Origin of the sequence: Streptococcus cristatus ATCC 51100 (assembly GCF_011612585.1) — a bacterium.
Lineage (GTDB): Bacteria > Bacillota > Bacilli > Lactobacillales > Streptococcaceae > Streptococcus > Streptococcus cristatus_H.
Genome location: NZ_CP050133.1, coordinates 1,395,369 through 1,407,571 on the forward strand (window position 1 = coordinate 1,395,369; position 12,203 = coordinate 1,407,571).

The following is a 12,203-nucleotide window of genomic DNA, read 5'->3' on the forward strand; positions in this document are numbered from 1 at the left end:
TTTTAATGTTTTTTATGATGAACTTTCCAGCATTTCCACATAGTCAATGGCGACACAGAGGGAAATAACCAAATCTGAGTAAGCATCATCATAGACAGTCACCTGATAAGTAGATGTTAGATGGAAAAGTTCCTTGGTAATCTCTGCCACGACTTGATCTCGATCATCCAGCAATTTAAAATTTAAATCCCAGATATTGCCCTCAATCCTTAGGCCTAAATTGTCAAACTCATATTTATCACGGAAGAAGGTCAGTTTCTTGCGAATATAAAAGCTAGTCCCGTCACTGAGCTTGATTTCAAACTGGGGCATGAAGGTTAGAAAGGTTTTGCTGATCTGGCTAACTGTCTGTCCTTGAGCATCATAGATGGTGAAACTCTTAGGAATCTGGAAAAATGATCCCTCTACTTGGTAATCTATGTTACCTCGATCGTCCTTGATATCAAAGCGTTCGCCACCTAGACGCAATTTTTGTTTGACAAGATAGGTCTTCATCGCTTTACCTCCAGAGTCAAGATAAAAGACAAGTTCCTTGTCTGAAGGGCGAAAAACCGCGGTACCACCTTCATTCAATGAACTTGTCATTCTCATTAGCTATTTAGTTTGAAACATGAGTAGCATGATTTTTCCTCTCACATGGCTCGCAGCACCGCCAATTCTCTGAGCTGAGATCTAGAAAATCAATTCTCAATAGTTTTATTATACTGACTTCTTGACTTTTCGTCAAGCTTATTCTGCTGCAGGAGCTGGTTTTTCTTCAGTATGAGCAGCTTCTGACTTGCTTTCTTCTGAGCTTGAAGCCTCAGATTTTGCTTCTTCCGAGCTAGAAGATTGTGATTTCTTTTCTTCTGAACTAGAAGACTGAGACTTGCTTTCTTCTTTAGACGATGAGCTAGAAGTATCTCCTTCTACATATTGGGCAAAGACATTTTGGAAAGCTGCATCCTTCACTTTCAGATTCGCTTCCTTCAATTCTTTAGAAATGACTGAACGAATAAAGCTTGCATCGTTTTGTTTTTGAGTCAGGATTCCCTCTTTTAGTTGCTTCTTGTAATCGGTCCATTTTGCAGATTTTTGAGTCTTCTTCACCAATTTAACAATGTAGTAACTTGCTGAATAATTCTGTCTACCTCTTACAGTGATCACATCAGAGACACCATTTTCTTCTAAGGCAAAAGTAGCTTTTTTTACGGCATCTGGAATCGTTGTAGAGGTTGAGTCGAATTTCACCTCGCCGCCCTTATCTTTGGTGTCCTTGTCGGTTGAGTTTTCCTTGGCCAACTGACCAAAGTCTGCTCCCTCAGCCTTAGCTTTTTCAAGCACTTCCTTAGCCTTTTCTTCACTGTCCACCTTGATAATCTGAGCCGTTACTTCTGGTGTGTACGTTTCAAAGAAAGCCTTGTAGTTGTCATCTGTCAGCTCTTTTTCAGCTGCTTTCTTAACAGCGTATTCGACCAATTTATTTGCGCGGATCTGATCTCTGTATGCATCTTCTGTCATTCCGCTTTGAGCAAGAACATTTTGGAAGGCAGAACCATAAGCGGATTTCATTTTTTCAAAGGCTTCTTCAACTTCTTTATCCGTTACCTTTTTGCCATACTTTTCTTCAAAAACTTGCTTAATTGCCATTTGAAGCAAAACTTGCTGAGAGGCACCATTATTTTTTACTTGATCGTAAAATTCATTAACGGTGATTGTCTCGCCCTTCATTGTCACAATATCTTTATCTTTTGCTGTTTGTGAACATGCTGCTAAAGCCACCACAGAAAAGAGAGTTACTGCTCCTGTAAGGATTTTTTTCTTCATTATTTCATCTACTCCTTCAATAAATTCACTTTGTCTATTGTACCACAAATCCAACTTGATATCTTAATTTTTCCTAAAAATTTTTGGAAATTAAGAAAAAATCAAAGATATCATTTTTTTCTAATCATAAGTAGTCCATCTCCCAAGGGAAGCAGACTCGCAGTCAAATCTGGACTGTCCAAAGTTGCGTCAAAAAGACTATGCAATCCTCGGTAAATAGCTCGTTGACCACGCTTAATTTCCTCAAAAGGCTTGGCAACATCGCCACCTTGGAAGACATCATCGATGAGGATCAGCCCACCAGGATTGAGGCGCTTGAGGACCTGAGGCAGAAAGACTACATACTTGGACTTGGCAGAGTCCATAAAGACAAAGTCGTAGGAATCCTCTAATGTCTCAAGTAAATCCACCGCATCGCCTTCCAGCAGGGTAATCTGCTGACGGCTGTCATACTTGGCAAAATTAGCCTTGGCAAACTCAATCATCTCTGGATTGCGGTCAATAGTCGTAATCTGAGCCAGAGGCGCATGTTCCGCCATCAAAAGGGCCGAAAAACCGATAGCCGTCCCGATTTCTAAAATCTTCTCAGGCTGCAGGCTTTCGAGCAGCAGGCGGAAGTAAGCTACTGTCTCATGGGGAATCACGGGTACATTTTCAGCTCTGGCAAAATCCTCCAGCTCCTTAAGTCCGCCAGAAACTGGCTGGAGTCGCTGTCTCATAAAGTCTACAATCTCTTCCTTGACCACTGGCCGAAGCATATTGGGATTAGAGTTTTGATTATAAGTCTCGACCATCTTATGCCAGTCCCAACTTCTCGACCAAGGCTTCGAATTCGTCCAAGCGACGCTCAAAAACAGCAAAAGCAGCATTTAAGTAGTCTTCTTTCTCCATATCCACACCTGCTTTTTTGATGACATTGAGTGGGTAGTCAGAGTTCCCAGCTTTGAGATAGTCCAGATACTTATCCTTGTCTTCCTGACTGCCATGGACAATCTTTTCAGCCAAGGCAGAAGCAGCTGCAAAGCCTGTAGAGTATTGGAAAACATAGTAATCATAGTAGAAATGCGGAATCCGAGCCCATTCGTACTGAATCTGCGGATTGTCTTCTTTTTTCAAGCCGTAGTATTTCTCATTCAAGTCAGCATAGAGTTCATTTAGAAACTCGCTGGTCAAAACTTGACCTTCTTGGTCAGCCTTGTGGATAGCATGCTCAAACTCAGCAAACTGGGTTTGACGGAAGACCGTACCTCGGAAACCATCCAAGAAGTGATTGAGGATAGCAAAGCGGGTAGCATCGTCTTCTACTTCTTCCAAGAGCTTTTCTGTCAGGATATTTTCATTGGTCGTTGAAGCAATCTCAGCTAGGAAGATAGAGTAGTCTCCATAGACATAAGGCTGGGTCTCACGGGTGTAGCTGGAGTGCATACTGTGGCCTGTCTCATGCACCAAGGTAAAGAGATTATCCAGTGTATCCTGCCAGTTGAGCAGCATAAAGGCGTTTGTGTCGTAAGAACCGCCAGAGTATGCCCCTGAGCGCTTGCCTTGATTTTCATGAACATCAATCCAGCGCTCTGAGAAGGCTGTCTTCACTCGGCTCAAATAATCCTCACCCAGAATAGCCAGAACTTCCTCAGACTTAGCCAAGGCTTCCTCATAAGTGAACTTGTAGTCTGTCTCTGACAAAGGTGTGTACATATCATACATCTTCAAATCAGAAATGCCTAAAATCTTTGCTCGTAAAGCGATATAACGCTGCAAAAGAGGCAAATGCTTATTAACAGCTGAAACTAAGCTATCGTATACACTTTCTGGAATAAAGTCCGCTGACAAGGCTGCTTCACGGGCAGATGAAAACTTGCGGACTTTCGCATTGTAATTGTGAACCTTGACATTGGTCTGCAGAGTCTTAGCGTAGGTATGCTGATACTGCTCGTAGACGCTGTAGAGAGCCTCGTAAGCTTCTTTACGAACTTCTCGATTCTTAGACTCGACCAGGGTGATATAGTTACCGTGGCTGAGCTGAACTTCATTTCCATCTTCGTCACGCACCATCGGAAAGACAATATCCGCATTATCCAAAATAGCAAAGGTTTCGCCCGCTGCACCAAAAATTTCACCAGCACCAGCCAGTAGCTCCTCTTCACGCTGGGTCAGGATGTGGGCTTTCTTTTCCAAAAGCTTGTCAAAATAATGCTGATACAGCTGCAAGGCTGGCTGCTCAGCCAAGAAGGCTTGGTATTGCTCTTCTGTAATCGCCATAAATTCAGGCTCATAAAAGGCAAAGCTTTGACCAAATTCGCTGTAAAGAGTCATCCCCTTAGCCTGATATTCTTGATACTTGGCCACGCGAGTATCCTGGTCGTTCTTCATGTGAGCATAAGAATAAAGCTTTTCAATCCGGCGCATCAAGTCCAACTGCACTTCAGTCGTTTTTAAGAGACTGTCAGCCGAATCCAGCAAATGTCCAGCCAGACTAGCTGCCTTCTTCACTTCTTCTGAAACCTGCGCCAATTCTGCTTCAAAGGCTTCATCTGTTGGGAAAATTGTTGTCAAATCCCAAGTATATTTTTCTTCAATTTCATTTCTTTGTTTTGCCATAGAAATTTCCTCCATCTTTTCTATTCTATCATAAAAGTGGGGGAAATCCTCGCATAAAATATCGGAGGATAGATAATTTGAAGCTGCTTATTTTTTTCAGCATGATAATAGCGATGAAAGTGCTGGTAATAAGGAGTCAAATCTCTTGTTATTTGGCAAAAGGAGCTGGCTTGAACAGGCCGAACCTGCGGATAAAAATCCTCGGCTGACTTGGTCAGAAGATTGTCTCCTTTTTGATAGAGCTGGGCTTGGAGCTTCATCCAACGAGGCTGCCGGTAATAAAGCTGCTGACGAACATAGCGACAAATCTCCGGATCTTGCTTAGCCAGATAGCTCTCTAACCCCTGCTTTTGAAAGGGACTGCGCAAGACGGATAAAAGACAGCCTTGGCCAAAAGGAAAGGATTTGACCTTGTACTGAGCTCGCCCATGCAAGTCCTCGTGAATGAGATATTTAAGCCGAAGCTCCTGCTTTCTCTCATCCAATTCCCAAAGATGAAAGCCCATATTTTGACTGAAATAAAGAAAGTCCTTTTGCAGTTTCGTCAGTGACTGTTTTAACCATAATTTCTTGCCTAAGAGCCAGAGAACTTGATAGCCATGCTGTCGATAAGACAGCGTCCGTTCCTCAAGTCTTTCCTGACTGAGTGGACTACACTGGACCTCCAGCGCTATGCTACCATCTATCAAAAGGTCAGCAATCTGCCTTATCTCAGGTAAAAAAGCCTCCACCTGAATCTCTTGACTTTGCTTCCCCCAGCTATAAAGGCCAGCTTTCAAGTTCAAATGCTCCGCACTTTCATTTTCCACATAAAATGAGCAATTTTCAAGAGAAATATGAGCAAAATGCGGTCGCATGACTCTTCCTTTTTTGAAGCGGACCGTCCCCGAACAGGCTGGACAAAAGGTTTGTTCGCCTAGGGACGGCTGCTTTTCCATGGCATTCAGCAAAATCCCCTCTTCATTTTTCGCAAGCAACATGAGTATTTCCCTTTCAAAACAATGTCTTTTATATCTTTATTCGTAATTAAAAAGCCAAAGTGAGAGCTTGTGAAATGGGGCAAAGAAATCACTTTCTCCTTTCTTGCTGATTTCCCAAAACAAAAACGAGCTGAAAAATTTCCAGACTCGTTTTTCCTTATCCAAATAAATTCTGATTCTTTTTTTCAGGAACTTTCAAAAAGAGGGCAAGCAAGAGCACTAGACCTATAATTGCTGCCAACATGAGATTCATACTACCATAGCCAAAACGATCTAAGATAGACCCTGACATATTCTGAATGAAAATCGTTCCTAGATTTCTCCCTGTCTGTAGTAATGCAAATGCGGTCACCAAATATTTTTCATCTACTAAATTTGCCACGATGCGCAGACTAAGCATGGTCAGTACCATACCAGAAGCATGTTTAGAAATCAGTGTAACTGCTATTTTAAAACCTAAGCCAAAGTTCACAGCATAAACCGCATACTGAAGGAGCATCATGCCCAAGCAAATATAGAGCAACTTTTTGACAGCTATCTTATCCATGAAAAGATAAGAATAAAAGATCAAGGGAGCCTCGCACAGTACAGAGACAGCCACAACAGTCGTTGCCCAATCAACACTCAAGCCGCTGGATTCTAGCATGGAGGGAATATAAGTGTGACCTGTATTGCCCACACCTGAGTAAAGGGCGACAAGAATGAGATAAAAAAGATAGGTTCTGTTTTTTAGAATGGCTGAAAAGAGCGAATGGCCTCTTTTTTCAGTTTTTTTAGCCAACCTATCCCGCTTGGGATTCATGCCAAGAACCCCTATAATACTCAGCAGCATAGTCCCGATAAAGACCAGATAGATGGCCTGGGGAGAAATATTCTTATAAATCAAACCTGCCAGCTGTGAACCGACGGCATAACCAATTGTTCCCCAAATTCGGATTTTTCCATATTTATAAGGACTTTGGGTTGCCAGTACATCCATCACGGTACCCACCCCATTGATGAGCATCAAGACAAAACTATACCAGATGGCTAAGAGCCATAGATTATCAGCCTCCATGAAAAAGATGTCTCCCAAGATAATCAGGAAAAAACTGATAAGCGAAACTCTCTTGATGCCAAGAGTATCATTTAACAGCCCCATGATTGGCTGAGCCAGCATGGAAGAAAAGAAAGAAGCTGATACGACGATAGATACTTGGCCAGCTGTGTAGCCCTTATCCAGCATATAAACGGATATCAAGGTCGAAAACAATGAATTGGACAGAAAATAAAAATTATACATCAAAAAATAAGCCAAATAGCTATTAGAAAACTTTTTTCCCATCATCAAAACCTCTCTAAAAATAGAATAAAACCCAGTTTTTAGAAACTGAGCTTTATTTCAGCTTGCAAGCCAAATGCAATCATTTATTTATTTTTTTCTAGCTCTTGCTTTAGCTTTTCTCGATTTCCGATTCTCGATATAGAAAATCAGGATAATAATGACAATTGGTAAGGCAATTAACCAGCGGTTGCTTAGCAAGTCACTATACCAAGTTTTATTATTTTCTTTCTTAGTGACTTCTTCTTTGGCAGACTGGGTAACAGAAGCATCTACTTCCTCCACTTTCATCTCATCAGAGATCTTTGGAGAGAGCGTGTATAGATCATTTCCAGCCTTCAAGACACCATTCTCAACTACAGGCTTTGCCTTCGCATCTTTTTTTATTGTCGCATAAAAATCCTCGGGCAGATTGTAAGTTTTTCCATCAATCTCTTGCTTTCCTTTAGAGAATAATTTCTTGTACTCATAGTCAGCATAAGATTTTTCGATCAAGGCATTTCCATATGGATGGCGGTAATATTCACCGTCTTGGTCAGACCAGTCGCCAACGCCCATGATAACGCCAATCACGCGCTGATTTCCACGCTTGACAGTTGCAATGTAGTTGAAGGCACCGTTCGGACTTGAGCCCGTCTTCAGACCATCTACTCCCTCCAAAGCGTAGCGAGCACCCGGCAATGAGTAATTATAAGTCTCAAATGTTTCTTCATAAGGCGTACCAGCCTTGACGGTCACTTTGGCCTGATTGGTATAGTTTAAAATATCTGGATAGTTTTTTACAAAATTGTAGGCTAAAATCCCTAAATCACGCGCAGTCGTTTGGTTGCTAGCATAGTTATTATATCTCTGAGGAGTATAGTAACCTTTAAAGGAAACTGCTGCTGCACCACTAGCATTAAACCATTTGGTGTTGGTCATACCTAGTTCTTGCGCTTTCGCGTTCATCTTATCCAAGAAAGCATCGGGATCATTATCTGACAGGTAATTTGCCAGCATCACTGTTGTTGCGTTAGAAGAAGGCACAACTGTCATGGTAATCAGCTCAGAAACAGTGTAATTGACCCCAGCCACGATTTTATTATTGGAAATTTCATAAATTCCCGCAACGGCCTGATCTTGCGGCGTCGCCTTAATCACCGTATCTAAACTGAGTTTTCCCTCTTTAATGGCTTCAAAAACCAAGTACAAGGTCATGATCTTACTCATGCTGGCTGGATCTCGAACCTCATCAATATTATCCTGCCACAGGATATCTCCCGTATTGCCGTCAATCATCAAAGATGATTTAGGACGATTGATAGCTTGCACATGATCATTAGGATACATTTTTTGTGCCATATCCACCAATTCATCTGCTGCAGCAGAAAACGGTGACAGAAAGGCAGATAAAATCAATCCAAACACCAAAAACTTCTTCTTCACATTTATCCTCCAAAAAAATCATTCCTAATTAGTATACCATATTTTTAATCATGTTTTTGATAAATATAAAAAATCCTACCTAAAAATTAGATAGGAATTAGATTGTTAGGCTTCTAATGAACTCAAAGCTTCCTTGTCAGCAATAATCACGACATCTTCATGGCCTTGAAGGGCGCTAGCTGGCACAACTTCTGTCACCTCACCTCGGACTGTTCCTGCGATGGCTTGAGCTTTAGAAGCGCCATAGGCAAATAGAATGATTGATTTTGCATCTAAGATATTCTGAATTCCCATTGAGATGGCTTGAGTCGGTACGTCCTCTATCTTCTCAAAGAAGCGAGCGTTCGCTTCGATAGTTGACTGCTGCAAATCGACGATATGGACAGTGCTATCAAAACTAGTTCCTGGCTCATTAAAGCCAATATGACCATTGGTGCCAATTCCCAAAATTTGCAAATCTACTGGGTGGTCAGCCAAGACTTGGTTGTAGCGTTTCACTTCTGCTTCCGCATCTTCTGCTGCACCATTTGGCAAAAAGCTTTCTTTAAAAGGCTTTTTATTAAATAGCTGCTCGTTCATAAAGTAACGGTAAGACTGGGGATTATCTGCTGAAAGTCCCACATATTCATCTAGATTTACACTGGTCAGCTCTGATAAATCCAAGTCGCTGGCAATGATTTGCTGATAAAACTCAATCGGGCTGCTTCCTGTCGCTAAGCCCAGTGTTTTAGCCCCTTGAGCCAACTTCTCCTTCAAGATTTCTAAAGCTACCTTTGCGCCTTCTACTTGATTCTCAACACGAATAACTTTCATTCTGTTCTCCTATTTTTCTTGATTAATTCCTTATTTTATTATATGGTATAGACCAATTTTTGTCAAGTAGATTCTACTTAATTTTTTCATATTTTACTGAGAGACTTAGCGTCAAATCATGGTATAATAAAAGAATGCTATTACCAATGACTATAATCTTTTTACTAGGAATTGCCCTTTTTACCTCTGGGCTTTTCCTGAAAAAACATCTAGGTTGGCAACTAGTCTTTTTAGCCTTGGGAACTTTCTTCATCAGTATTCCCTTTTTACTTGCTGCCTACTATATTTGGATCATGAGAACTATTTAAGGAGATAGAATGAATACTGCTGATTTTGATTTTCACTTGCCGGAAGAACTGATTGCTCAGACCCCTCTGGAGAAGCGAGACTCTTCTCGCCTACTCATTGTAGATCGGGAAACTGGCGAGTTTAGTGACCAACATTTTGACAATATTATTGACCAACTTGAGCCAGGTGATGCCTTGGTTATGAATAATACCCGTGTCCTACCAGCCCGCCTTTATGGAACCAAACCTGAAACTGGCGGTCATGTAGAACTCCTACTCTTGAAAAATACCCAAGGAGACTTCTGGGAAGTCCTAGCTAAGCCTGCCAAACGACTCAGAGTCGGAACGCGTGTTTCTTTCGGTGATGGCCGTTTGACTGCCACCGTTACAGAAGAGCTAGAACACGGCGGACGGATCGTTCGCTTTGATTATCAGGGCATTTTCTTAGAAGTCCTAGAAAGTTTGGGTGAAATGCCCCTACCGCCCTATATCCACGAGAAGCTAGAAGACCGTGAACGCTACCAGACAGTCTATGCTAAAGAAAACGGCTCCGCCGCTGCTCCAACCGCTGGCCTCCATTTCACAGAGGAATTGCTGGATAAAATTGCGGCAAAAGGCGTTAAACTCGTCTACCTGACGCTGCATGTCGGGCTCGGAACCTTCCGTCCCGTATCAGTTGACAATCTGGAAGAGCATGAGATGCATTCCGAATTTTATAGCTTGTCTGAAGAAGCAGCCGAGACCCTGCGACAAGTCAAGGCAAGCGGCCACCGCATCATTGCTGTCGGCACCACTTCTATCCGAACACTGGAAACAATCGGCAGCAAATTCGAAGGTCAAATCCAAGCGGACTCCGGCTGGACCAATATCTTTATTAAACCAGGCTATCAATGGAAGATTGTTGATGCTTTTTCAACCAACTTCCACTTGCCGAAATCAACCCTTGTCATGCTGGTATCAGCTTTTGCTGGACGCCAACTGACACTGCAAGCCTATGAGTATGCTATCGCTGAGCGCTACCGCTTCTTTAGCTTTGGCGACGCTATGTTTATCAAATAATACAGGTGAATCTATGAATAAAATCGAAAGTAGGCATCGCCTCATTCGCTCCCTCATCATGGAAAAAAGAGTCCATACCCAGCAGGAACTCCAAGAACTACTGGAAGCAAACGGCGTCATTGTCACCCAGTCTACTCTCTCTCGTGACATGAAAACTCTCAATCTAGTCAAGGTGACCGAAAACGACAAATCCTATTATGTCATTAACAGTATCGCCCCTTCTCGTTGGGAGAAAAGACTACGCTTCTATATGGAAGATGCCCTCGTCATGCTCCGCCCCGTTCAGCATCAAGTCGTCATGAAAACCTTACCCGGACTAGCCCAATCTTTTGGTGCCATTTTAGACGCTCTGGAATTACCCCAGATTGTTGCTACCGTCTGTGGAGACGATGTCTGCCTGATCATCTGCGAAGATAATCAAGCTGCTATCGAATGCTTTGATAAACTCAAAGAATTTGCTCCCCCATTTTTCTTTAGTAAATGACAAAAGAGTTGGAAAACCCAACTCTTTTTCGTGTTGATTTACAGTTTTTACTTGGAAAAATCCGCAACACTGATATCTATCCTAGTAATTTTACTCTCCTGCCAAGCGAAAAATAGTCTCAGCATAGATATCCATCGCACGATAGAGATCATCTAAAGATGCTCTTTCATTGGCTTGATGCTCCGTCTGCTCAGCCCCTGGGAATAGAGCGCCGAAGGCCACACAGTTTGGCATGGTCCGAGCAAAGGTAGCCCCACCAGAGGACATAGCTGGACTGGTATCGCCCGTCTTTTCTCGATAGATGGCCATCAGGGTGCTGACCAGTTCGCTGTCCTTAGGTACATAAAGTGGAGCCAGATAGTCAAATTCTTCATAGCTCAGCTGGTAGCGCCCAGCAATCTCTGCTAGTTTTGCCACTAGCTGATCTTTATCCGCCAAAACAGGAATCCGAATATCAATACGGATTTCAGACTTTTCTGAGTTCAGCGTCAGACCTGCAATATTAAAGGAAAGTCTACCAGAGGGTTCATCTGAAATGTCGCCAAATAAACAGCCGCCAGTCGCATCTTCTCCCACTGCTTCCGCAATAAAGGCCAAGGCAGGATGGCCTTGTAAAGGCTGCAAAACTGTCGCCAGTCGAACAATAGCATTGATACCTTCAGCTGCATCCTTGGCATGCTTAGGCAGGCCAAGGACAGTGACTTGATGATCTGTTTGCTCATAGTCAAAAGAAGCTACTTGCAAACCTGCCACGATCTGGCCCAAAAGCTCTCCTTGATAGCTAGCCTTGCCAGGTACAACATTAAAGGCCTCTCCTGCTTCTAGCTCTAGCTGTTCTGAACCAGGACCATGCAGCTTGACCTGTAAGAGGCCTTTCTCAGCATAGGTCAGAGGGAAGGAAGAATCTGGTGCAAAGCCAAGCGTCGCTGTTTCTTCAAGTTCATTATACCGCCCCATACAGCGCCAAAGGGTCTCTTCGTCCGTACCAAAGATAAACCGAACCCGCTTTTTAAATTTTACTCCGCTATCTAGCAGAGCCTTGACCGCGTAAAGAGCAGCCATTGATGGTCCCTTATCATCTTGGACACCACGTCCGAAGATCCAACCGTCTTTGATAGTTGCCTCGAATGGCGGTGTCCGCCAATCCGCTTCATCACCTGATGGAACAACATCCAAATGACAGAGAACGGCCAGGAGCTCTGCTCCCTGACCGATTTCTGCATATCCGTAATAACCTTTAGGATCAAGATAGGTAGTGAAACCTAAACTTCGACAAATCTCTAAAGTTTTTTCTAGGACATTTTGGATTGCTTGTCCAAAAGGTGTTCCATTTTCTCCCTCGTTAAGTACCGAAGGATAGGAAATCAAGGTTTTTAATGATGTAAGAAATTCATCTTTAACTTGATTTGTTATATCTATTTTCATGGAAT

The 12,203-nt window shown here is 42.6% G+C and carries 11 protein-coding genes; 2 read left to right on the plus strand and 9 right to left on the minus strand.

The features are described 5' to 3' along the window. Positions 1–12 precede the first annotated feature (12 nt). The 8 genes from HBA50_RS06980 to HBA50_RS07015 form a co-directional block, all read right to left on the minus strand. Positions 13–591: an LURP-one-related/scramblase family protein gene (locus HBA50_RS06980; RefSeq protein ID WP_179856632.1), complete on the minus strand. Its 579-nt coding sequence runs from the start codon at positions 589–591 to the stop codon at positions 13–15. Between the two features lie 138 nt (positions 592–729). Then, on the minus strand, positions 730–1,806 hold the full coding sequence (gene prsA, locus HBA50_RS06985) for a peptidylprolyl isomerase PrsA (RefSeq protein ID WP_045499200.1): 1,077 nt from the start codon (positions 1,804–1,806) through the stop codon (positions 730–732). A gap of 110 nt (positions 1,807–1,916) precedes the next feature. Further along, a complete protein-coding gene (locus HBA50_RS06990) occupies positions 1,917–2,600 on the minus strand; it encodes an O-methyltransferase (RefSeq protein ID WP_045499198.1) in 684 nt (227 codons plus the stop codon). Position 2,601: 1 nt separating this feature from the next. After that, positions 2,602–4,404: an oligoendopeptidase F gene (gene pepF / locus HBA50_RS06995; RefSeq protein WP_045499196.1), complete on the minus strand. Its 1,803-nt coding sequence runs from the start codon at positions 4,402–4,404 to the stop codon at positions 2,602–2,604. Positions 4,405–4,424: 20 nt separating this feature from the next. Then, complete coding sequence (locus HBA50_RS07000) at positions 4,425–5,384, minus strand: competence protein CoiA (protein ID WP_045499194.1); 960 nt, start codon at positions 5,382–5,384, stop codon at positions 4,425–4,427. Between the two features lie 157 nt (positions 5,385–5,541). Next, positions 5,542–6,708, minus strand: coding sequence for an MFS transporter (locus HBA50_RS07005; RefSeq protein WP_045499776.1), 1,167 nt, complete (start codon positions 6,706–6,708; stop codon positions 5,542–5,544). Between the two features lie 87 nt (positions 6,709–6,795). Next, complete coding sequence (locus HBA50_RS07010; RefSeq protein WP_045499191.1) at positions 6,796–8,130, minus strand: D-alanyl-D-alanine carboxypeptidase; 1,335 nt, start codon at positions 8,128–8,130, stop codon at positions 6,796–6,798. Between the two features lie 105 nt (positions 8,131–8,235). Beyond that, on the minus strand, positions 8,236–8,943 hold the full coding sequence (locus tag HBA50_RS07015; RefSeq protein ID WP_045499188.1) for a glucosamine-6-phosphate deaminase: 708 nt from the start codon (positions 8,941–8,943) through the stop codon (positions 8,236–8,238). Between the two features lie 317 nt (positions 8,944–9,260). Here HBA50_RS07015 and queA point away from each other — a divergent pair, with 317 nt between their 5' ends. Both queA and HBA50_RS07025 read left to right on the plus strand, forming a co-directional pair. Further along, positions 9,261–10,289 carry a tRNA preQ1(34) S-adenosylmethionine ribosyltransferase-isomerase QueA gene (queA, locus tag HBA50_RS07020; RefSeq protein WP_045499185.1) on the plus strand — a complete coding sequence of 343 codons (1,029 nt, stop codon included), beginning with the start codon at positions 9,261–9,263 and terminating at the stop codon, positions 10,287–10,289. Positions 10,290–10,302: 13 nt separating this feature from the next. After that, positions 10,303–10,773, plus strand: coding sequence for an arginine repressor (locus HBA50_RS07025; RefSeq protein ID WP_005590761.1), 471 nt, complete (start codon positions 10,303–10,305; stop codon positions 10,771–10,773). Positions 10,774–10,863: 90 nt separating this feature from the next. Here the strand turns inward: HBA50_RS07025 and HBA50_RS07030 are convergent, their stop codons facing one another. Then, complete coding sequence (locus HBA50_RS07030; protein ID WP_045499183.1) at positions 10,864–12,198, minus strand: dipeptidase; 1,335 nt, start codon at positions 12,196–12,198, stop codon at positions 10,864–10,866. Positions 12,199–12,203: the final 5 nt, after the last annotated feature.